The following is a 24301-nucleotide window of genomic DNA, read 5'->3' on the forward strand; positions in this document are numbered from 1 at the left end:
AGTGCCGGCGTCACAGTGCTGCGTGCAACGAATGCCAGCAACTGCAGACGTCGATAATACAAGTACAGATTGGAGACGATATGGATCAACGGAGAGTTATGCCGCTGGTTGTAGCATTGTCGGTCGGCGTTTCTACATTTTGCTACGGCAGCACCGGTATCTATACGACAGGCTACGGCACGCAAACGGAGGGGATGGGCGGCGTATCGGTCGCGACGGGGGAATCATCGCTTGCGCCAGCCGAGAATCCTGCCGGCATTGCGTTTTCCGGAGACCGCCTGGACATGGGGAGCGGCGTCGTTATCATTCATGCCGGATCGACGAGCAACGGCGTGTCATACGACGGCAAGACGGCGATTGTCCCATTGCCGGAATTTGGCTACGTGCATTCGTTCTCGCCGTCCTGGGTGTTTGGCGTAGCCTCGTGGACATCCGGCTCACAGATCAGTTACGGACAGGCCTTCGGGGGGGTGCCGGGAAATTCGAATACCTTCGGGCAGGCCATCTTTCTGCATCTGGCGCCCACCGTCGCTTATCGGTTCGGCCCTGAAAAGAACCATGCGATCGCGTTTTCCGTGGTCGGCGCGCTCTCGACAATCAATGTCGAAGGCATCGAAGCGCAGACGGGCCAGCCCAACCCTGGACGCAACACCACACCGGGCTACGGTTTCAAGATCGGCTGGATGAGCCAGTTCAGCTCGCAGCTGTCGCTGGGCGCGTTCTACGCGTCCAAGATCAGGTACCAGCCTTGGGACAAGTACCAGCACATCTTCCCGGACGGGGGGCGGTTCCAGGAGCCCGAGCAGTACGGCGTCGGCATCGCGTACCGGCCGACTCCGCAGTGGCTGCTGGGATTCGACTGGATCCGCTTCAATTACGCCAAAACCCATGTCCTGGGCAATCCGCTCAATTTCTCTGCGCCGCTCGGCGCGGTCAACGGGTCAGGCAATGGCTTCACCAATGTCAACGCTTACCGGTTCGGCGTTCAGTATGCAGTCACCGATCGCCTTACCGTTCGCGGTGGTTTTGAGATTGCCGACCAGGTGATGACATCGGATAACACTAGCTTCACCTTTATCGTTCCCGTGACGGACAACCGTACCTACACGCTCGGCGCCACCTACCGGATGGGCAAGGATTCGGAGCTCTCCTTCTCTTACGCGATATCGCCGCGCGTCCAGGCCCATGGCACAGGCGCCAGCACGGGCGTCGATCCGTATGCGCAGAACAACGTCGTTTCATTTACCTACACGAAGAAGTTCTGACCGTCGACTGACCTGAGCTCTTACCAGGTCATCACCAATCTGACTTCTGGAGGCTGGCTCACGCCGGCCTCCGTCAGGTCACGTCTCTCGACATCCTTGATGCAGTCCTGCGCCGTCAAGGGCGGCAAGAGGCCGCTAACCGGCTAGATCCTGACTCACGGAACAGGGTGCTGATGGTGTTGCGCAGCCAGATCACGGCGGGATCCTTCGATAGCGTTCATGCCAGTGCTGCATGACGCGATAGCGGGGGACCGCGAAGGGCATTTCCATCACGCTGATCTGATTCGCTTTGGCGATGATGCGCGCGAAACGCTCCGGAACGATCGCCAGGTAATCGGTGCACGTGATCGTCGACATGACGCCCAGAAAATTGGGGATGCGCAGCCGGACCTTGCGCTATATGCCGTGCCGCTCGAGCGTCTGCTCGACAATGACATGCCCGGTTCCCTGCGTGGCGACGATCATATGCGGTTCCGTCTGGAACTGCTCGAGGGTCACTTCACCTGTGCGCAGACGCGGATGGCCGAATCATTAATCCGCTCATCGTCACGGGCGAGACGCCGGGTGCGCTTGCGCAGGGGATCGGCGCCGCGTTACTTGAGCAGATCGTGTGCGACGCAGACGGTCAGTTGCTTACCGCGAGCATGGGGGACTACCTGCTGCCGTCTGCGCCTGACGTTCCAGAACTGGAGATGGTTCACCGTAAGCAATGGGATGGACGCCCCCACCCGATAACGACATCGATGTGCCAAAGTGGAAGTGTCATCAACCACTTAAACCGGAAGGGGCGCCACCATGCAGATTACGACAATTGGCATCGACCTGGCCAAGAACGTATTTCAGGTACACGGGGCGAACGAGCGTGGGAAGACGGTGCTGCGTAAGCAACTGCGGCGTGAGAAATTCGTGGAATTCTTCGCGAATCTTCCGACCTGCCTCATCGGGATGGAAGCGTGTGGCAGCTCCCACCACTGGGCTCGCAAGCTGCAGGCGCTTGGCCACACGGTTCGGCTGATGGCGCCGGAATTTCGTAAAGCCCTACGTGAAAAGCAATAAAAACGACGCAGCCGATGCGCAAGCCATTTGCGAGGCTGTGACGCGACCGACGATGCGGTTTGTCCCGGTAAAAAACGTCGAGCAGCAGTCCGTACTCCCATTGCATCGCGCGCGGCAGAGCTTCATAAAGGCTCGTACGGCGCAGGCTAACCAGATTCGTGGCCTATTGGGCGAATTTGGTCTCGTTGTGCCGCAGGGCATTGCTCACATCGCCGTGCGAGTACCTACTCTGATCGAAGACGCGACCAACGAGTTGCCCGGGGTATTTCGGCAACTCATCGACCGTCTGCTTGAACACCTGAAGTTGCTCGACCGACAGGTCGATGAGATCGAGACGCAGATCAAGGCCTGGCATCGTGATAACGAGATCAGCCGACGACTTGAACAGGTGCCGGGGATCGGCCCGATCACGGCGAGCGCGCTGGCCGCGACGGTTGGTGATGCAAAGAACTTCGACAACGGGAGACAACTCGCCGCGTGGCTGGGGCTCGTACCACGGCAGCACTCCAGTGGCGGCAAAGCAAAGCTGCTTGGCATGAGTAAGCGAGGTGATGCGTACCTCAGAACATTACTCATCCATGGAGCACGCTCGGTGATTTACCGAGTCACGCAAAGGAACGACCCAGACAGTTGGTTAGTAAAGTTGACCGCGCGTCGAAACGCAAATGTCGCAGCAGTCGCGCAGGCCAACAAGACAGCCAGAATCGTCTGGGCTCTGCTTGTTCACGACCGTCAGTTCCGGCCTGGCTACACGCCTGCTCTCGCAGTCGCGTAGCCAGGTCGGCCAGGCAAAGCAAACTTCATCGAAGCACGATCACACCACAGATTGCACAGGCAATCACGAAGTGATGGCAAGGCAGGTAAGACCGTGGTTGGCATAACCCGCGCCGGGCGAGGCACCAAGAGTGCGTGTAAGCGATCGAGGCGCCGACCAGCAAATCCCATCAGGGACAGCGAGCAGGCAACGCTTGTATCAAAAGTCCGGATGTACGGGAGCAATCTTCCTCTTCACGTCGTCATGAACTGAGAGCTTGGCAAACCGGGGGCGTCCATGTACGCCCGGTGATGGCCTCTTGAATCGACGTAGCAGCCTTGGGAGCATCGTGTCCACTTAACGAATAGGTGGACAAGTGAACACTATTGATCAGGATGCCCTCTTGGGTCGCCGCAAACGGCGGCGATACCCCGACGAATTCAAAGCGGAAGTAGTGGCAGCCTGCCAAGGACCAGGCGTGTCGGATATTTCCGGAACCGGGCACCCGGCTATTTCTGCCACCAGACGGCTGAGCTCGACAAAGGAACATTTCCTGTCTTCAGCAAGCATGCGTCCCAATGTGGATTTGCCGGCACCTCGAAGGCCCACTAAAGCGATTCGCTCAGTGCGATCCTGGTCCTTCTCCTCAGATTTGCTCGTGAGGTCTTCGAGAGCTTGACGGAACGCGCGAAGTTCTTCGCTATTCTTGCCGCTAAGCAAAGCTCGAAGCTCAGCCCATTCCTCGTGGCCGGCCGCATCGGCGGGAGCAGGAAGATCAACCGGCTCGCAATGAAGCGCAACGGCAAGTTTGCGCAGTACAAGGATAGACGCGTTGCCTGAACTTCCTTCCAGCTTCGCCAGATAACGCTCAGATACGCCGGCATGCTCCGCGAGGGCCCTCCTGGTAAGCGCATGCCGCGCTCGCAGCGCCCGCACACGACTTCCAACAGTTCGGAGGAAAAAATCCTGTCCATCTCTGTCCGTCGGGGACAAAATGACCGCTCGATCGCCCGCTAGTTCTGGGCTGGCCGCGCATGTCCGCCCAGCTGAGGAAGTCGTTTTCATCGCCTGTCCTATGACTTGCATAAATAGACTATACTGCAGATGCGGAGGTCTTGGCGAGGAGATCATGGACAGTAGGGATAGGGAGGTCCTGAGTGTGGCGGTCAAGTGGCACCGGACGGGGGAGACCGTGGCGTTAGGAACTGTGATCCGGACCTGGGGTTCAGCACCACGACCGGTCGGGTCGATAGTTCTCATTCGAGGCGACGGTATCCTGAAGGGGTCGGTATCAGGCGGCTGCATCGAGGACGATCTGATTCTTCGGGTCAAATCGGGCGAATTACCGAAATTGTTGCCTTGCGAGGTGACGTGTGGCGTATCGGCTGATGAGGCGCATCGCTTCGGTCTTCCTTGGGGCGGCACATTGAAACTGATCGTCGAACCTGTCGGGCCTGCTTCCGGTCTTGAGCGACTATTGGAGTTGACCGGGCGTGGTACTGTTGTCGAGCGCACGTTGGATATGAGCAGCGGGCGCGCCGATGTCCATGAGTGCAACAAGTCTCAGGACGTCCAATTCGACGGGCAAAGCTTACGAACAGTTCACGGGCCTCAATACCGTCTGATAATCGTAGGGGCGGGTCAGTTATCAGAGTACGTCGCGCGTATGGCGGTGCCCCTTGGGTACGACGTCATCGTGTGCGACCCGCGGGAAAAATACGCGTCCGAGTGGCCCGTTCCGCATACGCAGATAACCCGAGAGATGCCGGACGATCTGTTGATTCGCATTGGACTGGATCGCCACACCGCCGTTGTTACACTCACACACGACCCAAAGTTGGATTATCTGGCGCTCATCGAGGCGCTGAACTCCAGCGCGTTTTACGTCGGAGCCCTCGGCTCCCCGGCGAACAATTCGAAGCGGCGTGCGCGGCTACGCCTGTTTGATCTGCGCGACGACCACGTCGCAAGGCTTCGAGGGCCAATCGGGCTTCACATCGGCGCACAAACGCCCCCGGAGATTGCGGTATCCATTCTCGCGGAGATGACAGCGATGCGGCATTCCGTACCCGTTGTGCAGGGACACGAGATGCGGGAAAGTCCGGCTCAATCGATCCACGCAGCGTGAACTAAAATATCGGATTGCGCTGGTCGGCATACAGAAGGAATCGATAGGTTTTTATGGCAAAGCCCGCAACACTTGAAGCTGACAGTCACCGCGCCTCTGACGCCCGTTTCGCTTCCGTTGAGCGCTACTCGTCCGTTGCGCGCACTGTTGAAATCCTTTCGGACCCGTGGGGATTTCTCGTTTTGCGCGAGTGTTTTTTTGGCGTACGACGGTTTGAGCAGTTCCAGAGCCTCCTGCAGGTTCCACGGACCACGCTTGTAGAGCGACTGAAGAAATTCACCGGCCTAGGATTGTTGCGAAAACTGGTTCCTTCTACGGGCGGGGCTCGTCATGAGTACCGCCTGACGGACAAGGGACGCGACCTTTACGCGACCATGATTGGACTCCTCGCCTTCGGGGATCAGTGGCTAAGCGGCGACGCGCTCCCCCCGTTAAAGCTCATTCACAAATCCTGCGGATGTGAATGCCATCCACGGGTGGCATGTTCACATTGCCACGGCGAGATCAATCCACGACAGGTGCACTATCGCGATGGTGTCGGCGCGGGTGAATCAGCGCGGAATGGAGATCGCAAGCGCTCGCGCCGTGCGTCCGACCCTACCGTGCTTGAGCGGGTACGGCCGTGCTCTGTAGCCCGAACTCTTCAGATCATTGGAGATCGTTGGAGCTTTCTGGTTATCCGCGAGTTCTTTTACGGGGTTCGACGTTTCGACGAATTCCAGACGCGGTTGGGCATCGCTACCAACATACTTGCTGACCGGTTGCAGCGCCTGGTGGAGCAGGGGATCGCGAACAAGACTCTTTATCAGGAAGGCCCGAAGCGCTACGAGTATCGCCTCACGGAGATGGGGCGAGCGCTGTACGGTCCGATGCTCATCATGATGCACTGGGGCGATAAGTGGCTCTCCGGCGGTAAGCCGCCCCTCAAGCTTCGGCATCGGGAATGCGACCACGACTTCCACGCAGTTGTGGTCTGTGACGAGTGTGGAAACGAGCTGGATGCGCGAGAAATGGGCTATGTCCTGCGATATATGCTTCCGCCTGAACTTGATGCCGCATAACAAGGGTGGCTTATCTGGCGCGTCTTGCCCAGAGCGGCCGACGATTGAACGGCTTTACTTCGCTTCGACGCCGGCGAGCACTCCCGAAACAAGGTGGTCGACGCCGGACACGATGTCCTGGGGGCAAATATTGCTATTCCTCCCCGCCGTCAATCAGCCGGTGGATTGCAGCTCTCCGCAGCTGCGCGCACACCGGGCGAAAGATATCAATCCACAGATGATATGGGCTGCTGCTAGCGGACTTGCGACGTCGAGGTACCGTGTGCGTCAACGTCGGGTACGACGCACTCAATGCCGCACACGTCGAGAAGGTGCCAACCAGTGGCCGGCACGTCCACGACTTCGAGGCAAGCATCGCCTCCGCTTGCCGAGGGTCCCATCTTCTCTACCACTTCGACCAGGACTGGGTCGCTGCGGCGCGCATATTGATGGACGAATTGACGCGATAATGTCGCGCTGGACTCACTGTCTATCTCGCCTCGCCCGCTCATCCGCAGATAGCGACGCGCGGCCTCGTCACTCAAGCTAAATGTGCCCACTTCCCTGTTGATAACGATCTTCACAAGGGTCTCCATCTAGACGAGTAGGTAAAGCGCCAGGGCCATATCTTTCCGGCCCGCCGCCCCGTCTTGTCGAACCAATCATTCTGGCCTTTTTGGCAGGGTTCCCTCCATTCTCGCTCGCAGACGTCAGAACGCGAGCGTCTCCATGGTGTCACGATTGTAACGACTAGTGCAAGTTACCTTTGCGTGATCAGGAGCAGTGCGTTGCCAGGGCTTACCGAAAGCCGTTGCTCCGACGCCACTCCCTGCGCTAATGCCCGTCTGCACAGGTGTTTCGAAGGGAGGATCATTTAAACGGACGGATCGACAATCGAAAGGTCTGGCATGTTCTCTGGCTCCCACGAGAGGGAAAACCCGCTTGCAAAGTGAGTCTCGGCTCACTATAGTCTAGTTACGCAAGTTACAAGGCGACAGTCGGGGAGAATTGGAGACGGTCGCACAGCCAGGGAGACATCGTGATTAGCTTTGAATTCCAATCGACCCGTTCCACCGTCGTCGAGACCGGCGCTTCCGGTCGCTTAGGCGAACTTGTGAAGCGCTTGGGGTGCCGGAACATTTTTCTGGTGACGGATAAAGGGGTGGTCGACAACGGCTTGATCAAGTCCGCGCTGCGCAGCTTTGCGAGCGAGGAGATAGCGGTAACTGTCTACTCGGACGTGCAGGCGGATCCGCCCGCACACGTGATTCTTGCTGCAACAGACGTCGCGGTCCGATCAGGTGCTGACGGCGTAATCGGGCTCGGCGGCGGAAGCTCGATGGACGTAGCCAAGCTTGTTGCGCTTCTGGCACACGGGACGGAGCAACTCGACGAGATCTATGGCGTCGGCGTCGCGAAAGGTCCCCGGTTGCCACTCATTCTGGTGCCGACAACCGCCGGCACAGGGTCGGAGGTGACGCCTATTTCCATAGTCACGACAGGCGCGGGCGAGAAGAAAGGCGTGGTGTCTCCCGTTCTTTTGCCTGACATCGCCGTGCTGGACGCCGAGCTGACGCTGGGTCTTCCTGCTGCTGTGACGGCAGCGACGGGCATTGATGCGATGGTCCATGCGATTGAGGCATACACGAGCAAGCGTTTGAAAAATCCCATGTCAGATTGCCTGGCCCGAGAGGCTCTGCACCTGCTCAGTTTGAATATTCACGAAGCCTGCTCAAACGGAACAAACTGCGAAGCGCGTCAGGGAATGCTGTTGGGGGCGCTGCTCGCAGGGCTGGCGTTCGCCAATGCTCCGGTTGCTGGCGTTCACGCGCTTGCATATCCGATCGGCGCTCGTTTTCACGTGCCACACGGCTTGTCGAATTCTCTTGTTCTGCCAGCGGTCATGCGCTTCAACCTTGAAGCTGCTGAGTCGCTTTACGCAGAGCTGGCTCCTTTGGTGATAGCGAATGTCCAGGGAACCCAGGCCCAAAAGGCTCAGGCGCTCGTCGAGCGTCTTGCGGTATTGCCGGCAGAATTGGCCTTGCCGACCCGTCTTCGGGACGTAGGCATCGCGACCGCCGACATTCCCGCACTGGCCGAAGATGCGATGCGTCAGACGCGGCTCCTCGTGAATAACCCGAGAGAAATAGCCATCGAAGACGCAAAGTCGGTCTACGAGGAGGTCCTGTGAGCGAAAAGGCCAGACCGACGCGGCGGGAAGCATACCGTCACTTCACGATATTGCCGACTCGCTGGGGGGATAACGACGTGTACGGTCACGTAAACAACGTTGTCTATTACGCGTTCTTTGACACCGCTGTGAACCGCCATCTGATCGAGCAAGGCGTTCTCGATATCGCGAACAACAAAATCGTTGGCCTCGTTATCGAAACGAAATGTACGTTTTTCTCTTCAGTGGCGTTTCCAGACACCGTCCACGTTGGCTTAAGGGTAGTACACCTTGGCAACTCAAGCGTTCGATACGAAATTGCTCTGTTCCGCAACGAGTCCGACGAGGCCTGCGCGGTCGGCCAGTTTGTGCATGTCTATGTGGAGCGCGCAAACAATCGCTCCGTGCCTGTTCCGGATGCGGTGCGTGCTGTTCTGGAATCGGTAGCCGCATAAGCCCAGTTCATCGCAGGCGCAAAACACACAGTGAGACGGAGGAGTCAACAATGGAAATGGTCGGCGAAGCGAGGCTGGAGGCTGCGCGCGAAGTCATATGGGAAGCGCTGAATGATCCCGCGGTCCTGCAAGCGAGTATTCCAGGGTGCGAATCCCTCGAAAGCACAGCTGCAAATGAGTTCACAGCAACCGTCGTATCAAAGGTCGGGCCGATCAAAGCGCGATTCGCTGGCAAAGTCAGCCTCTCGAATATTGCCCCGCCGCGTAGCTATACGTTGACCGGGGAAGGTTCAGGCGGTGCAGCGGGCTTCGCGCGCGCCGATATTGAAGTGTCGCTTGACGCTCTTGAGCCGGCGGTGACACTCCTGCGCTACGGAGTGAAGGCAAACGTGGGCGGCAAGCTGGCGCAACTCGGCTCCCGCATGATTGATGCGGCGGCACGTAAATCAGCTGATGACTTCTTTGAACTGTTCCGTAAGCAGGTGGATGGCCGCTCGTCAGACTCCGCTTCGGTCCGTGCCGCACAACCGGCTGGCATGCACGCTTTCATGCAGGAACTCTCGGCCCCAGTAGCCGAAGTCGCGACCATGGAGGCCCCAGGACATGCGTTTGCAGCCGCTGTTGCCCCTGCTGCAGCCAACGGGAAAGCGTCGACGCTGGAGGCGGCGCCAGCGCCAACCATGCCCGAGCGTGCTGCGGCGACGCGGGACGTCCCTGCGCAGCCTGCGCCGGTACCAAGACCGGTGTCACCAGTGCCGGCCGCCGAAGCGCAGGCTGCGGTGATGGATGTCTTGACTTCCGAAAAGATCAAGGTCTGGATTTCAGATCAGGTCGCCGTCGTCACGCTGAACCGTCCTGACAGCCGCAATGCCATGACTTACGGGATGTGGCTTGCGATGCCGTCGATCATGGCCGCACTCGACCGCAACCCGGAAGTGCGCGCGGTGATTCTAACTGGCGCAGGCGCAGACTTTTGTGCCGGGGCCGACATCGCCGAATTCGAAAAGGTCCGCGCTGACGTCGCACACGCGACGACGTATGAAGTCGCCGTTGACGCCTGTTGCGACGCCATTGCAAACATCTCAAAGCCAACGGTCGCAGTACTGCGGGGCTACTGCCTCGGCGGGGGAGCCCATCTGGCCATGTCCTGCGATTTCCGTTTCGCGGCCCAGGACGCAATGATGGGGATACCCGCGACGCGTCTGTCAATCATTTACGGCGTGAAGGGAACGCGCAAACTTCTGTCGCTGGTTGGGCTCTCCGAAGCAAAGAAGATTCTGTACGGCGGCCAGCGGTTTGACGCCGCTCACGCGCTGGGAATCGGTTTTGTAGATCAGGTCGCCGGCCTTGGCGCGGTGGCTTCTCGCCAATCTTTTTGGGAGCGCCTGATTGGCGCGAAGCAGCAGGTTGCCAAAAGCGATCCGATGGCTGAAGCCCGTGCTTTCGCCACATCGCTCGCGGGCAATGCGCCGCTGAGCATGGCAGGCGCCAAGTATCTTCTCAACGGAATGGCGATGGGGACGGGCGCTCTCGATCTGGACAGGTCCGAGGCACTGATTGCGGCGGCGGCGGCAAGCGACGACTACCGCGAAGGACGCGCCGCGTTCGGTGAAAAGCGTTCGCCAAAGTTTCAGGGCCGCTAGACGGGATCACTATGAAACCTGCTCCTTTTGACTACTGTTGTCCCGACACCATCGACGAAGCTGTTGAGGTGCTTGCAGCTAACGTCGATGATGCCAAGCTGATGGCAGGCGGGCAGAGTTTGACTCCAATGTTGAACTTCAGGGTCGTCCGGCCGGCGCTCATCATCGATATCAGCAGGCTGCTAGAACTCGAGTACGTCCGCGAACGCGGAGACGGCGGACTCACGATCGGCGCTCTGACGCGGCATCGAGTTCTTGAAACTTCGGCGTTGGTTGCAAGCCGTTTTCCTGTCATTCCGGAAACGATGCACCACGTTGCCCATCTCGCGATCCGGAACCGAGGCACCATTGGCGGAAGTCTGTCGCACGCTGATCCCGCGGCAGAGTTGCCGATGCTGAGCCGTCTTCTCGACGCCGTGATCGTTGCCCGTTCGGTTCGGGGGGAACGGCAAATACCGGCATCCGAATTCTTTGTCGCGCCGCTGACGACTGCGTTGGATGATGACGAAATTGTTGTCCGTGTCGAGCTCCCGGGATTGCCCGCTGGCATGGGATGGTGCTTCCAGGAGTTTGCGCGGCGCGCAGGCGACTTCGCGCTTGCAGCTGTTGGCGTGTTACTTGATGTGCAGGGCGGTGAGATCCACCAGGCCCGCGTCGCGATGATGGGTGTCGGTGATACGCCGATGCGCCGTCCCGAAGCCGAAGCAGTACTGACCGGGAAAGCGCTCTCCGACGAGGTGATCGCCGACGCCGTCCATGCAGCCTGCGATTCGCTGCAACCGAATACCGATCTGCATGCTTCGCCTGAATTCCGCCGTCATCTTGCCGGCGTATTGATGGAGCGTGTAACGCGCAAAGCGTGGCAGCGCGCCGCTGGAGTAGCTCAATGAGTGATTCTGAAATCCCCCTCAAACCCCTGTGGGTCCTGGTCAATGGGAAGGTCCACGAGGATCATGTCGAACCACGTCTTCTACTGTCCGATTATCTGCGACGCACGCTTGGGCTCACGGGAACCCACGTTGGCTGCGAACACGGGGTTTGCGGTGCATGCACGGTGATGGTTGACGGCGACAGCGTGCGGTCGTGTCTGATGCTCGCGATCCGTGCAAATGGTTGTGAAGTCCGCACGGTCGAGAGTATGGGCACCGTCGAAGCCCTCAGTCCTTTGCAGGAAGCTTTTCGGGAGCATCACGGCTTGCAGTGCGGTTTCTGTACGCCAGGCATGCTGGCCAGCTGTGAAGATGCGCTGCAAAAATATCCGCTCGATAGCGATGAAGAGATCAGGGACGTTCTCTCGGGGAATCTCTGTCGCTGTACGGGCTATCAAGGCATCGTTGAGGCGGTTCGCGTCTGCGTGACCGGACGAAACGCACTTCGTGATGCTGCAGGAAGCCAGAAAATCAGCAAGGACGATACACCATGAAAATGCACATTCTCAACGGTGGTCGACTGCGTATGCGCAGGAGCGTTTATCTACCGGAAGCGGAGCGCACCGAGGCAATCGATTTGCCGGTTTCCTGCATTCTGTTGCGTCATGCACAGGGCAACGTCCTTTTCGATACCGGATGCCATCCGGATACCGCGGTAGATGCGACTGGCCGATGGGGTGCGATGGCGAAGGCAATGATGCCTTTGAGCGGCCCCGAGGACAACGTTGTTTCACAATTGGCAACGCTAGGATTGGCGCCGGATAACATTGACGTCGTGGTCAACTCGCACCTGCACTCCGACCATTGTGGGTGCAACGGGTTTTTCAAGCGCGCCACGTTCTTCTGTCACTACAAGGAACTGGAGGCCGCTCAGGGTCCAGACGCCGTCCAGAAGGGGTATATCCCGGCCGACTGGGAGCATCCCATGCCGACCGAAGCCATTGACGCTGAGCATGACGTCTTCGGCGACGGGAGGTTAGTCCTGGTACCTCTGCCCGGACACACACCGGGGAGCCTTGGTGCGGTGGCGACCTTGAGCCGGGATGGCAGTTTCCTGCTCGCCGGAGATGCAGTCGCCATGAGGCCCAATCTCGACCGCGAGGTCATGCCGCGCAACACGTGGAACCCTGATCTGGCGATGGCTTCACTGCGCGAGGTTCAGCGTATTGCCGCGACAGGAGCAAAGGTCTTATTTGGGCACGACCCGGAGCAATGGGAGGAAGTGCGCAAGGGGGAAGACCGATATGAGTGAGCAAAACGATCCGTTGGGCCATCCCGTTGCGCCGAATCCGGATGTGCGCGAAGAGACCCGCGACAAGTTGGTCGGGCAAGCGGTTCGCCGTGTTGAAGACGCCCGACTCCTGACGGGACTGGGTCGATACGTCGATGACCGTCCGAGTGGTCATGCCTTGCATATGGCTATCCTGCGCAGTGACCAGCCGCACGCACGAATCGTGGCGGTCCGCGCGGACGCCGCCAAGGCGTTGCGGGGGGTCTACGGGGTCTACACGTGGCAGGACATTGAGGGGCTTATCAAGCCCGCGATCGCTGTATCCCGTATGAGCGGCTATCAGCCGACGCCAATCCATGCCCTCGCGAATGGGAAAGTGCATTTCGTTGGTGAGCCTGTCGTTGCGATCCTGGCTGAGAGCCGCTATCTCGCGGAGGACGCCCGGGACGCTATCGAGGTGGAATACGAACCTCTACCGGTCTGCACAGATGCGGAGCTCGCCGCATTGGCGGACGCTCCGCTGCTGCACGAGGGATTCGCAAGCAATGTCCTTGTCGAACGCAGCTTTGTTCGCGGTGAGATCGAACAGGCGTTTACTAATCCTCCTGTTCTGGTTAAGGGCCGGTTCCGTTTTCACCGGAAAACGTCAGCTGCAATGGAGCCGCGTTGCTATCTGGCAGAAGTCGATGCTGGACGAGACTCATTGACGTTATACACCTCCAGTCAGGTGCCGGGCATCATCCGTGACGCCCTGGCCGATCTGCTTGACATGCCGGGCAACCGGCTTACAGCAATAGCACCCGACGTCGGTGGAGGGTTTGGCGGTAAAACGTCGCTGTACCAGGAGGAGATGCTGGTATGCGTGCTAGCGAGGAAAATCGGCAAAACTGTGAAATGGACGGGCGACCGCCTCGAGGATCTGCTCTCCACCAGTCAGGCATTTGATGAACTGGTGGCTGCGGAGCTGTCGCTCGACGCTCAGGGCAAGATCCTGGGTCTGCGTGCCGACGTCGTTGGGGATGTGGGCGCCTATTCCATTTACCCTTGGACTTGCGGGATCGAGCCGGTACAGGTCATCAGCTTTCTGCCGGGCCCTTATCGCGTGCCCGCATATCACGCCCATGTCAGGGGCGTCACCACGCCGAAGGCGCCTACCGGGCCTTATCGCGGTGTTGGCAGACCGACTTCCACCTTCGCGATGGAGCGCCTCATGGACATGGCTGCCAGACAGCTGGGTCTTGACCCGGCTGAAATTCGCCATCGCAACCTGGTTCGGGATGAAGAGTTTCCTTACCGTACGCCGGTCGGCATAGTGTGGGACAGGTCTGCTTTCATGGGCGGTCTCGAAGGCGCGATGGAGCGTTTTGACTACAATGCTGCCCGCGAGGCGCAGAGGAGGGCGCGTGCTGAAGGTCGATGGATCGGCATTGGCGTCGCCTGTTATGCGGAACTCTCTGGAATCGGATCGCGCATCTCAGCATCTCCCGGCATGCCTATCAACACGGGAACTGACACGTGCGTCATCCAGCTCGATTCGACGGGCTCCATCACTGCTTCGTTTGGTTGTGCCTCTCATGGCCAGGGCCATGAAACCACACTTGGGCAAGTGCTCGCCGATGAGCTCGGCGCACGCCTCGAAGACCTTCGCGTTATTACGGGCAACAGCTCGACCGTGCCACACGGCACGGGTAGCTATGCCAGCCGCACTGCAGTCATCAGCAGCGGCGCGGGGATACTGGCCGCGCGCGAGCTTCGCGAGCGCATGCTGCGGGTCGCTGCTCACTTACTCGATAGCCCTGTCGAGTATCTCGAATGCGTCGACAGTACGATTCGTGTGCAGGCAGGGGACGGACGGATCACTTTTCCGGAGCTTGCCCGTGCGCTGTACTCGCAGATGGGACGGGTCCCGGCCGATGTACGTGAAGAAATGTGTGTCACGCGCGTGTACGACCCGGTCGTCGGCACAACCAGTTCGGCCACGCACCTCGTGCAGGTTGAGGTCGACCCGCAAACGTTCGCAGTGCACATCCAGCGATACGTCATCGCCGAAGACTGCGGGCGAATCATCAATCCTCTCATTGTCGCAGGCCAGACGCGGGGCGCGCTTGCGCAGGGAGTCGGCGCGGCGCTGCTCGAGGAGGTCGTGTACGACGCAGACGGTCAGTTGCTTACCGCGAGCATGGTGGACTACCTGCTGCCGTCCGCGCCAGAGGTTCCAGAGCTGGAGATGGTCCATCTAGATACTCAAGCGCCGAATACGCTCGGCGGGTTCCGCGGAATGGGCGAGGGCGGAACCATCGGTTCCCCAGCGGCGATTGCCAACGCAGTGGCCGACGCCCTTTCGCCGCTAGGCATTGAGATTAGCGAACTGCCCGTCACGCCGGAGCGCATTTTCCAGCTTATCCAGTCAGGATCGCTTAAACGCAAAGAGGAGAATTAAATGAAGTTTGAACTGCACGGGAAGGTTGCGCTCATCACAGGTGGCGCTCGCGACGTCGGAAGAGAAATCGCGCTTGGGCTCGCTGCCGAAGGCGCGAGCGTGGTAGTGAATTATCACGGTTCCCGGCAGGGGGCCGAATCGGTTGTTGCAGAAATCAGAGCTGCGGGCGGTAAGGCTCTAGCCATTGGCTGTGACATCTCCGACCGCCGCGCAGTAGACGCGATGGTGGCGCAGACCCTTGAGACGTTCGGCGGTCTCAACATCCTCGTGAACAACGCCGGCCTTGTCATTCGCAAGCGGTTTGCCGACAGCACGCCTGAGGAATGGCGCAGGCAGATCGACGTGTGCCTGTACGGCACCTTGAACTGCACCCACGCGGCGCTGCCCCATCTGGAAGCCCAGAAAGGCAGTGGCCGGATTATCAGCATCATGGGCGACTCTTCGCGTGTCGGCGAGTCAGGGCTGGCTATTGGTGCTGCAGCGCGTGCCGCCAATATCGCCTTGATGAAATCGATTGCGCGTGAAACCCGTTCGGGAACGACCGCCAATGCGCTCGCGCTGGGTCTGATCGAGACGGCGCACGACCCCGAATTTCTCGAAGCTAACCGCGAAAAGCTCACCAGGCTGTACCCATTGCGTCGGCTGGGGCAGCCGGGCGATGTGGCACCAATGGCTGTGCTTCTTGCGTCCGACAAGGGCAGTTGGATTACTGGCCAGGTGATTAGCATCAGCGGCGGCTTCAGCATGGTCTGAAGTCCGCAGCACCAACCCATCAGGACAGGGATGCTTGCCTTGCGACATCGTCGTTGGCTACATCGCTTAGGAGACAGCCATGATTCAAACAGAGCTCATCGTACCGGTTCACGAACTACTCAAGCGGCACGCCGAGGAACGGCCCGATAAAATCTCATTCGAGGACGAAAGGTCGTCCCTGACGTACCGGCAGCTCGAGGAAGTCACCGCCCGACTTGCGGTGCATTTTCAGGCCTCAGGCGTAGAGCCGGGAGATCGCGTAGCCGTCCTGCTGCCCAATTCGGTTGAATGGGTTGTAAGCTGTCTGGCTATCGTGCGGGCGGGCGGCATCGCCGTACCGGTCAGTCACGAGGCCACCATTCCTGAAATCGAGTACAGGCTGACGGACGCATCATGCGTGGCTGTCGTCACGAGCGATTCCAGAGAGCTTGAAATCAGAAAGCTTGGTGATGGTATCCCGTCGCTCAAGGAATACGTCACGGTACAGTGGAGCTCAGCGCCTGTAGTTGGCACTGAGTACAGAAAAGTAGTTGAAGAAAGGGCGCACGGTAACCCTGTGGACGCAGACACACTCGATCTGCCCGCGTTTGTGGTCTATACCTCCGGCACTACAGGAAAGGCGAAGGGCGTGCTGCTCTCAATCCGTAGCATGCTGTGGGTTACCGCGTCCTGTTGGGCGCCAATCGCCAGCCTGAATCAAAACGATCGCGTATTGAACTGCCTGCCGCTTTATCATTCTTACGCTCTTAATTTTGCAGTGCTTAGCGTACTGGCGGTGGGGGCATCGGAATATCTGATGGACCGATATTCATCCAGGGAAATTCCAAAGCTCCTCGCGAACGGCGGCTTTTCCGTAATGCCCGGCGTGCCGACCATGTTTCACTACCTGCTGGAGGGGGCGCAGACCAGCACCGCAAACGTGCTTCCCGGCATCCGTCTCTGCGTGTCAGCCGGGGCGATTCTGCCAGCGGCTACCAATCGGGCATTTGAGGAGCGGTTTGGCGTGAAGCTTCTGGATGGCTACGGAATAACGGAGACGTCGACCATGGTGACCATGAACTGGCCGACGGGTTCTCGTCCCTACGGTTCATGTGGTCTGCCACTACCAGGGGTGGCAACCCGCATTGTTGAACCAGTAGCCATGCGCGACGTTGACGTGGGTGAGGAGGGCGAGTTGCTGGTTCGGGGGCCGAACGTGATGAAGGGTTATCTGAACAAACCTGCCGAGACCGATGCTGCACTTCGGAACGGGTGGTACCACACCGGAGATCTTGCGCGCTTTGACGCGTCTGGCTACATCACGATTACCGGCCGATTGAAGGAAGTGATTATCCGTGGCGGACAGAACATTGCGCCTGCGGAAATTGAACAGCTCATTTCGGTGTTTGACGGGGTGCTGGACTGTGCGGTCACAGGGTCGCCGCATGAGCACCTTGGAGAAGTGCCAGTCGTTTTTGTCGTCCAGCGGGAGGGCGAAACGGTGGACGTCGAGGCGTTGCTTGCGCACTGCAGGACGCAATTGTCGGCGTATAAGGTGCCGCAAGCGGTGCACATCGTTGATGAAATTCCGCGCACAGGCTCCGGCAAGGTGATGCGCTACAAGTTGCGTGAGGCTCTTGAAGTGGTTGCGATTACGCCCACGACTCAGGCATCTGGTTAATCTGATTCATAGGATGGGAAAATCCATGGCAAACAACAGTTTCGCGGTCTCCGTACCGATTAAGGATATCGGTCTCGTCAGAAACAGGTGTCTCATCGGCGGCGAATGGCTTGACGCTGACAGCGGCGCGACAATCGAAGTGACAAATCCAGCGAACGGACAGTCGCTCGGCACGGTCCCGCTGATGGGCGCGGACGAAACACGGCGTGCCATCTCTGCAGCAAATGAAGCACTCAAAGACTGGAGCGCGCACACTGGGAAAGAGCGCGCTGCGATTCTTCGTCGCTGGCATGATCTCATGCTCGAAAACAAAGAGGACCTCGCTGTAATCATGACGGCCGAGCAGGGCAAACCGCTGACCGAAAGCCGTGGCGAGATCGCCTATGCGTCCTCGTTCCTCGAGTGGTTTGCGGAGGAGGCCAAGCGCGTCTACGGTGACACTATTCCGAGCCATGGCCGAGACAAGCGCATTATCGTTCTCAAGCAACCGATTGGCGTGTGTGCGGCGATTACGCCGTGGAATTTCCCTGCCGCCATGCTGACGCGCAAGATCGGCCCGGCGCTCGCCACCGGTTGCACGATGGTATTGAAACCGGCTAGCCAGACGCCGTTTTCGGCGCTTGCACTATGTGTGCTCGCTGAGCGCGCAGGTGTGCCGAAGGGTGTCATTTCCTGCGTTACGGGTACGGCATCCGCCATCGGTGGAGAGCTGACTTCCAACCCGACGGTCCGCAAACTGTCGTTTACCGGCTCGACGGAAATCGGCAAGGTGCTGCTGGCGCAATGCGCTGCCACGGTCAAGAAAGCTTCTATGGAACTGGGTGGTAATGCACCGTTCATCGTGTTCGACGATGCTGACCTGGACGCTGCCGTCAAAGGAGCGGTCGCCTCGAAGTACCGCAACGCTGGCCAGACCTGTGTTTGCGCGAATCGCCTGTTAGTCCAGGACGGCGTCTACGAAAAGTTTGTCCAGAAGCTGGTCGCAGAAGTGGAAAAGCTGAGTGTCGGCGACGGTCTGGAGCAGACGACCTTGATTGGGCCGCTCATCGATGACAACGCGGTCGCCAAAGTCCACGAGCATGTGACGGACGCCGTGGCCAAAGGAGCAAGAGTAGTGGTCGGCGGACGGCACCACTCGAAAGGGGGCAACTTCTATGAGCCTACCGTTCTTGCTGATGCGACGCCTGATATGCAGATTTTCCGCGAAGAGACATTTGGTCCGGTGGCGCCGATCTTCCGGTTCCGGACGGATGAAGAAGCCATCGCGCTCGCGAACGATACTGAATTCGGCCTCGCATCATATTTCTACGGACGTGATATCGGGCGCATCTGGAAGGTAGCCGAGGCATTGGAATACGGCATCGTCGGCATCAATGAAGGCCTCATTTCGACGGAAGTCGCGCCGTTCGGCGGCGTAAAAGAGAGTGGCCTCGGTCGAGAGGGATCGAAGTACGGTATTGAGGACTATATGGAAATGAAGTATCTCTGTATGGGCGGTATCGCCTGATCACTGAGTTGAGACGCGCCGGATTGTCAGGCGCGTGTCCTTCCGTCCGAACGAAACAATGCGACCAATTACGGCAGTACCGCGCGGGGGACGTTGGCGGTCCGAGCCGCCAGCTTCTGCGCCTAGAATATGTACGCAGTGGCTGCGTCGCGGCGGTTCTCTTACTCGCGCGCTACAAACACTGGGCAAGGTTGAGGTACAGGTCAATTTCGAGGGTGTTGTCTGCCGGCGAGACAGCGAGACGAGACCACGAAGCGAGCATATTGCTGCGCGCCGAAGCGCCTACAGACCGGTCGGGCAGGGGTCTTCCGTGTGGGTGCGCGACATAGCGCTCACTGTAGATGCAGCGGCTGTGGTTGCGGCCCGCAGTATCGTGTCGGCGCGCGATAGTCGCGCCAGTTGGAAATCTCTTCGCACACTTGCCGCGCGTCCGCTTGGCAGCCTCCCTTATAGCGACCCGGCAATCAGCCGTTCCAGGTTCGCTTACGCGTCTTTTCTCCTGGCTGCTACCCCATTTATTGAGCGCCAATACGTCGACGATGCCCCCCAATGTGGCCGGGCCTTGGCGCGGGTTTCGGAATTTCGCCGAGGGCAGGCGTCGCTTGCTTTGACAGAGATCTTCCTGCCAGCGTTATGGTCGATAATTGGCCAGAAGTGACATGTTATACAAGTAACCCGCTCTCAAGCCCCCGTGCTTTTAGATTTTGGAGTGGTTCATTAAAATTAAGTTAGGTAGGTGAAAACGTGGGTTTTTATATTCTTGAAAGACCGTCGTTTACTTCGTATAGTCTGCTAATGCAAGTCACTATAACGGGCGTACTTCAGGTTGGAGGAGATGGACATGTCAGTCACGAATCAGGCATTACCCGCTGTGCGAATGTCACAGGACGAGCGGCTTGTCGTATTTGCGTCGTCCCTTGGGACAGTCTTTGAATGGTACGACTTCTTTCTGGCCGGCTCTCTGGCCGTGTTCATCAGCCGAAACATATTCGCGGGAGTAAATCCGACCGCAGGGTTCATCTTCACTCTTTTGAGCTTTGCGGCCGGCTTTGCGGTCCGGCCGTTTGGTGCTGTTGTCTTTGGCCGCCTTGGCGACCTGGTGGGACGCAAATACACGTTCCTCGTCACCATCCTGCTGATGGGCACGTCGACGTTTTTTATTGGACTGCTGCCAGGTTTTGCGACGATCGGGATAGCGTCCCCTGTCCTGTTCATCGCCATGCGCATGCTTCAGGGGCTCGCACTTGGCGGTGAATATGGCGGTGCCGCGACCTACGTTGCGGAGCACGCTCCCAGCGATAAGCGGGGCGCGTGGACTGCATGGATTCAGATGACGGCCACGCTCGGTCTGTTTCTGTCTCTCATCGTGATTCTCGGCGTCAGAACCGGGACCGGTGAGGGTGCTTTTGCAGACTGGGGATGGCGCGTTCCCTTCCTGCTCTCGATAGTTCTGCTCGCGATCTCGGTGTGGATTCGCCTCAAGCTCCACGAGTCTCCCGCTTTTGAAAAGATGAAGGCAGAGGGAAAGGCGTCCAAAGCACCTGTCGCTGAAGCCTTCGGGCAATGGAAGAACCTCAAGCTCGTCCTGGTTGTGCTGTTTGGTCTGACGGCGGGGCAAGCAGTGGTCTGGTACACGGGACAGTTCTACACGCTCTTCTTCCTCACCCAGACGCTCAAGCTGGACGGTCCGATAGCGAACGTGATTCTCGCGATTGCGCTGGTCATTTCAACGCCGTTCTATCTGCTCTTTGGTTCATTGTCAGACCGGATTGGCCGTAAACCAATCATCCTTGCGGGCTTTGTTCTCGCGGCTGCTACCTACTTTCCTCTCTTCCAGGGACTGACACACTACATCAATCCCGCACTTGAAAGTGCGCAGCGCAGCGCGCCCATCGTAGTGAGGGCCGCCCCGTCTGAATGTTCGTTCCAGTTCAATCCGGTCGGAACGGCGAGCTTCACGAGTTCGTGCGATATCGCGAAGGGCGCGCTGTCGAAGGCGGGTCTGAACTATCAAAATGAGGCAGCCCCAGCCGGCTCGACAGCGTCGGTGACCGTCGGATCGGTGACGATCTCGGCGTACGACGCAAAAGCTGCCGACGCAACGGCCCTAGGTGCGAAATTTGATAGCGGACTGAAGTCGAACCTCCTGCGTGCTGGATATCCGCTCAAGGCAGACCCGTCCCTCATGAACAAGCCGATGGCCATCCTCCTTCTCGCCATCCTCATGATTTACGGAACCATGGTGTATGGCCCGATTGCGGCGATGCTCGTCGAGTATTTTCCAACGCGCATCCGTTACACCTCGATGTCTTTGCCATACCACATCGGAAACGGATGGTTTGGAGGTTTTCTGCCAGCGTCGGCATTCGCTATCGTCGCCGCACAAGGCAACATCTACTCCGGACTGTGGTATCCAATCGTAATTGCGGTAGCCTCGTTCGTGATCGGATTGATCTTCGTTCGCGAGACACGTGGTGTCGATATTAGCGCAGGCTAGTCTTAACACACAGGGGCCGCTTCAGGCTTAGGTGCAGCATGCCGATCTACGAATTTCAGGGAAAGGTACCTAACATCGATTCCACCGCGTTTGTTCATCCGCTGGCGTCGGTTATTGGTGACGTGCGGATAGACGCGGGCTGCTACATCGGGCCGTTCGCGTCGATCCGCGGTGACTTCGGTACGATTGTTATCGGGAAAGGCAGCAACGTGCAGGATAGCTGCACATTGCATGTTGGACATGGCCGCCGCTGTGAGCTTGCGCCGGCCTCCCATATCGGGCATGGGGCCGTCGTTCACGGTGCTTTCCTGCGACGCAACACCTTGATTGGTATCAATGCCGTCATCATGGACGACGCTGTTATCGGGGAGTCGTCGATCGTAGCTGCCTGCGCATTTGTGAAAGTTGGCTGGGAAGTACCCCCTGATTGCCTTGTTGCGGGCATTCCGGCACGGGTCGTCCGTCAGTTGGAGGATGGCGAACTGCGCGGAAAGGTGGAGGCAACCCGTAAATATCAGGAGCTTGCTGTTGCATGTCTTTCCACTTTGCGCGAAGTGAAGAATGGGCGCTAGGGAGAGGGGGGGCGGCTAGAATGTTGGACTGTTTATGTCGCGATTCCGAGACTTTCCCGGTATTCGACAGGGTTGAGAGAACCGAGCGATATCTTGATTCGCGTTGTGTTGTACCAGCGGATATGAGAATCGAGGACCTCAATGAAGTGATCAACGGTCGTCGCCCGCCAGTGACGAGGATAAAACAGTTCCGTCTTGAGCCGCCCGAAGAAACCCTCACAGGCTGCATTTCGGGCGAGCATCCTTTGCGTGACATGGAGCGAACGAGCCCGGCATCCTTTATCCGGGACAGCCATTCCGGCCAGCGATAATGCGCACCGCGATCGGAGTGGACCACTGGCCGCTCACCACTATCAGCCACCGACTCGATGGCCGAATCCAGCATGGTATTGACGAGTTCAGCATCTGGTCGCGTGCCGATCGATCAGCTCACAACGAGACCGTCGAAGCAGTCGATCACCGGCGACAGATACACCTTGCCGGCCGGGATCCGGAGTGGAGTAAGAGGCAGGGCGTAGTCGAACTATCTCCCTAACCCAGCTGTCTGATGGTCGCCCGGATGCGCTTTCCCAACTTCATATAAAGCCGTACCGCTCGACGGCGGTCTTCGTATGAGTACATGAATGTAAGCGCGCAGAAATGGGCGTCTAGCACTCAGCGATCTGAGCGTGCAGGCTATGTCCACTGATTTTTTGAACCGACCCCCGAATGTTGGACACATTGACGTTAGTGCTGCTTATATTTCATTCTGTATTGGACTGGGCTAAGTCCTCGTAATCTTAGCTTGTTTCGATCATGGTTGTAATAGTGGATGTAGTCTTTGATGCCGGCTTGCAGCTCGTCGAGGTTGCGAAATCTGTTCAGGTAGAAGAACTCAGACTTGAGCGTTCCGAAGAAGCTCTCCATCGTGGCGTTATCGAGGCAATTTCCTTTACGCGACATGCTCTGTCTGATTCTCTGCTGTTTTAGCCGACGGCTATAAACAGGCATCTGGTACTGCCAGCCTTGATCGGAATGCAATATCGGCTTGTCACGTGGCCCAAGCTTCGCGAAGGCCTTATTCAGCATCGTGTTGACCATGTCGAATAGCGGACGTCGTGCCATCTCGTAGGCGATGATTTCGCCGTTGTAAAGATCGAGAACCGGAGAAAGATAGAGCTTCTGGCCGCCGACGTTAAACTCAGTCACGTCCGTCACCCACTTCTGGTTGGGGCGCGACGCACCAAATTTCCGCTTCAGTACGTTGGGAGCTATCTTGCCGACGTTCCCTTTGAACGACTTGTACTTCTTTGGTCGAATGCATAACTTCAGGGACAGCTCGCCCATGAGACGCTGTATCCTCTTGTGGTTGATTCTGTCGCCCTGGCACCGAATGGCAGCCGTGATTCGACGATACCCACAGCGGCCCTTGTGCTGCTCAAAGAGCGCACGGATACGTTCCTTCAGGCTCGCATAGTAAGCCCGCAGAAATGGGCGTCTAGCACTCAGCGATCTGAGCGTGCAGGCTATGTCCACTGATTTTCAGTGGACACCTTATGATAGAACAACACTCAGAAACGTCGGGCCTGAAGGTCGTCAGCGTTGGCATACACGGTAAGCGTCGATTCGATCGGCATACCAAACGCCGACTCGTCGAGGCTTGCCTGGAGCCGGGAGCATCAGTCGCAGGACTCGCACTGCAGCACGGCGTTAATGCGAATCTCCTGCGCAAATGGATCAAGCTGCATCAGCAACGGCTCTCTGAGGATTCGACGCAGTCGTCGACCGCAGAGTCGGCATTCGTGCCGGTCGTTATGGTTAGCAGTGAACAGGCGCTCGTCGAGCACAATTCCGTCAGGTCTTCATCGTTGGCCGCGACCGCTAGTTCGCCAGCAAATGCAGCGGCCGCGTCGACGCTGACGGCGCAGATGCCCAACGGCATCACGCTTAAGCTCGAATGCGGCAAGAACGACGCAGCGCTTCTATCAGTGATGATCGAAACACTGGGACGGTGTGATGTTCCGGCTAAGCGATGAGCTGAAGGTCTATGTGCACCGGGACGCCGTTGACTTCCGTAAGAGCATCAACGGTCTTGCAGCCATAGTCGAGCAGTCGATGAAGCTCGGTCCATTCGAGCAGGCCGTGTACGTATTCAGCAATCAGCGCCGGGGCATCGCGACTTGCGCGCAACGGCCGTGACTGGCATCACCTTGTCGACCTGT

The 24301-nt window shown here is 58.4% G+C and carries 22 protein-coding genes and 3 pseudogenes; 20 read left to right on the forward strand and 5 right to left on the reverse strand.

Annotation, left to right across the window (positions count from 1 at the left end; all coding sequences use genetic code 11):
• The first annotated feature begins 98 nt into the window (after positions 1-98).
• Positions 99-1265: an OmpP1/FadL family transporter gene (locus C8K18_RS27975; RefSeq protein WP_165919872.1), complete on the forward strand. Its 1167-nt coding sequence runs from the start codon at positions 99-101 to the stop codon at positions 1263-1265.
• A gap of 192 nt (positions 1266-1457) precedes the next feature.
• On the opposite strand, the gene C8K18_RS33415 is transcribed toward C8K18_RS27975, so the two are convergent.
• Positions 1458-1622 (reverse strand): hypothetical protein, encoded by a 165-nt coding sequence (locus C8K18_RS33415; RefSeq protein WP_165919873.1) that lies wholly within the window; start codon positions 1620-1622, stop codon positions 1458-1460.
• Positions 1623-1768: 146 nt separating this feature from the next.
• On the opposite strand from C8K18_RS33415, the gene C8K18_RS27980 reads away from it, so the two are divergent.
• A complete protein-coding gene (locus C8K18_RS27980) occupies positions 1769-2149 on the forward strand; it encodes a molybdopterin cofactor-binding domain-containing protein (RefSeq protein WP_107710548.1) in 381 nt (126 codons plus the stop codon).
• Positions 2061-3096, forward strand: a pseudogene (locus tag C8K18_RS27985) (IS110 family transposase). Before C8K18_RS27980 ends, C8K18_RS27985 begins: the two are co-directional and overlap by 89 nt.
• A 369-nt stretch (positions 3097-3465) precedes the next feature.
• Here C8K18_RS27985 and C8K18_RS27990 read toward each other — a convergent pair.
• Positions 3466-4206, reverse strand: coding sequence for a helix-turn-helix domain-containing protein (locus C8K18_RS27990; RefSeq protein WP_308810923.1), 741 nt, complete (start codon positions 4204-4206; stop codon positions 3466-3468).
• Between C8K18_RS27990 and C8K18_RS27995 the strand changes: the two genes are divergently transcribed.
• A complete protein-coding gene (locus C8K18_RS27995) occupies positions 4205-5203 on the forward strand; it encodes an XdhC family protein (protein WP_107710549.1) in 999 nt (332 codons plus the stop codon). The genes C8K18_RS27990 and C8K18_RS27995 overlap by 2 nt on opposite strands.
• 53 nt (positions 5204-5256) lie before the next feature.
• The gene (locus C8K18_RS28000; RefSeq protein WP_107710550.1) at positions 5257-6264 is read left to right on the forward strand and encodes a helix-turn-helix domain-containing protein; all 1008 of its coding nucleotides are present in this window, start codon (positions 5257-5259) and stop codon (positions 6262-6264) included.
• A 233-nt stretch (positions 6265-6497) separates the two neighbouring features.
• On the opposite strand, the gene C8K18_RS28005 is transcribed toward C8K18_RS28000, so the two are convergent.
• Positions 6498-6827: a hypothetical protein gene (locus C8K18_RS28005; RefSeq protein WP_132384628.1), complete on the reverse strand. Its 330-nt coding sequence runs from the start codon at positions 6825-6827 to the stop codon at positions 6498-6500.
• Between the two features lie 455 nt (positions 6828-7282).
• On the opposite strand from C8K18_RS28005, the gene C8K18_RS28010 reads away from it, so the two are divergent.
• The 13 genes from C8K18_RS28010 to C8K18_RS28075 all read left to right on the forward strand — a co-directional run bounded on the left by C8K18_RS28010 (position 7283) and on the right by C8K18_RS28075 (position 22100).
• Positions 7283-8434, forward strand: a complete 1152-nt coding sequence (locus C8K18_RS28010; RefSeq protein WP_107710552.1) for an iron-containing alcohol dehydrogenase — start codon at positions 7283-7285, stop codon at positions 8432-8434.
• Positions 8431-8868 carry a thioesterase family protein gene (locus C8K18_RS28015; protein ID WP_107710553.1) on the forward strand — a complete coding sequence of 146 codons (438 nt, stop codon included), beginning with the start codon at positions 8431-8433 and terminating at the stop codon, positions 8866-8868. The genes C8K18_RS28010 and C8K18_RS28015 overlap by 4 nt, the downstream gene beginning before the upstream one ends.
• Positions 8869-8918: 50 nt before the next feature.
• Entirely contained in the window at positions 8919-10511 is a 1593-nt protein-coding gene (locus tag C8K18_RS33525; protein WP_207909695.1) for an enoyl-CoA hydratase-related protein, read from the forward strand.
• 11 nt (positions 10512-10522) lie between these two features.
• A complete protein-coding gene (locus C8K18_RS28030; RefSeq protein ID WP_107710554.1) occupies positions 10523-11401 on the forward strand; it encodes a xanthine dehydrogenase family protein subunit M in 879 nt (292 codons plus the stop codon).
• Positions 11398-11934: a (2Fe-2S)-binding protein gene (locus tag C8K18_RS28035; RefSeq protein ID WP_107710555.1), complete on the forward strand. Its 537-nt coding sequence runs from the start codon at positions 11398-11400 to the stop codon at positions 11932-11934. Before C8K18_RS28030 ends, C8K18_RS28035 begins: the two co-directional genes overlap by 4 nt.
• The gene (locus C8K18_RS28040) at positions 11931-12692 is read left to right on the forward strand and encodes an N-acyl homoserine lactonase family protein (protein ID WP_107710556.1); all 762 of its coding nucleotides are present in this window, start codon (positions 11931-11933) and stop codon (positions 12690-12692) included. The genes C8K18_RS28035 and C8K18_RS28040 overlap by 4 nt, the downstream gene beginning before the upstream one ends.
• Positions 12685-15111 (forward strand): xanthine dehydrogenase family protein molybdopterin-binding subunit, encoded by a 2427-nt coding sequence (locus tag C8K18_RS28045; protein WP_107710557.1) that lies wholly within the window; start codon positions 12685-12687, stop codon positions 15109-15111. The genes C8K18_RS28040 and C8K18_RS28045 overlap by 8 nt, the downstream gene beginning before the upstream one ends.
• A complete protein-coding gene (locus C8K18_RS28050) occupies positions 15112-15864 on the forward strand; it encodes an SDR family NAD(P)-dependent oxidoreductase (protein WP_107710558.1) in 753 nt (250 codons plus the stop codon). It begins immediately after the preceding gene.
• A 79-nt stretch (positions 15865-15943) separates the two neighbouring features.
• The gene (locus C8K18_RS28055) at positions 15944-17524 is read left to right on the forward strand and encodes a class I adenylate-forming enzyme family protein (RefSeq protein WP_107710559.1); all 1581 of its coding nucleotides are present in this window, start codon (positions 15944-15946) and stop codon (positions 17522-17524) included.
• 25 nt (positions 17525-17549) lie between these two features.
• Positions 17550-19031: an NADP-dependent succinate-semialdehyde dehydrogenase gene (gene gabD, locus C8K18_RS28060; RefSeq protein WP_107710560.1), complete on the forward strand. Its 1482-nt coding sequence runs from the start codon at positions 17550-17552 to the stop codon at positions 19029-19031.
• 58 nt (positions 19032-19089) lie between these two features.
• A complete protein-coding gene (locus C8K18_RS34180; protein WP_107710561.1) occupies positions 19090-19689 on the forward strand; it encodes a chorismate lyase in 600 nt (199 codons plus the stop codon).
• Between the two features lie 183 nt (positions 19690-19872).
• Positions 19873-21528: an MFS transporter gene (locus C8K18_RS28070; RefSeq protein ID WP_107710616.1), complete on the forward strand. Its 1656-nt coding sequence runs from the start codon at positions 19873-19875 to the stop codon at positions 21526-21528.
• 38 nt (positions 21529-21566) lie between these two features.
• Positions 21567-22100: a phenylacetic acid degradation protein PaaY gene (locus C8K18_RS28075; RefSeq protein WP_107710562.1), complete on the forward strand. Its 534-nt coding sequence runs from the start codon at positions 21567-21569 to the stop codon at positions 22098-22100.
• Between the two features lie 32 nt (positions 22101-22132).
• Here C8K18_RS28075 and C8K18_RS28080 read toward each other — a convergent pair.
• Both C8K18_RS28080 and C8K18_RS28085 read right to left on the reverse strand, forming a co-directional pair.
• Positions 22133-22605 (reverse strand): annotated as a pseudogene (locus tag C8K18_RS28080) (IS3 family transposase); the annotation flags it as partial.
• Between the two features lie 221 nt (positions 22606-22826).
• Positions 22827-23555 (reverse strand): annotated as a pseudogene (locus C8K18_RS28085) (IS3 family transposase); the annotation flags it as partial.
• Positions 23556-23635: 80 nt separating this feature from the next.
• Here C8K18_RS28085 and C8K18_RS28090 point away from each other — a divergent pair.
• Entirely contained in the window at positions 23636-24115 is a 480-nt protein-coding gene (locus C8K18_RS28090; RefSeq protein WP_107710563.1) for a transposase, read from the forward strand.
• Positions 24096-24278: an IS66 family insertion sequence element accessory protein TnpB gene (gene tnpB, locus C8K18_RS28095; protein ID WP_107710564.1), complete on the forward strand. Its 183-nt coding sequence runs from the start codon at positions 24096-24098 to the stop codon at positions 24276-24278. The genes C8K18_RS28090 and tnpB overlap by 20 nt, the downstream gene beginning before the upstream one ends.
• The last annotated feature ends 23 nt before the right edge of the window (positions 24279-24301 follow it).

Source organism: Paraburkholderia sp. GV068, assembly GCF_003058125.1.
Lineage (GTDB): Bacteria > Pseudomonadota > Gammaproteobacteria > Burkholderiales > Burkholderiaceae > Paraburkholderia > Paraburkholderia graminis.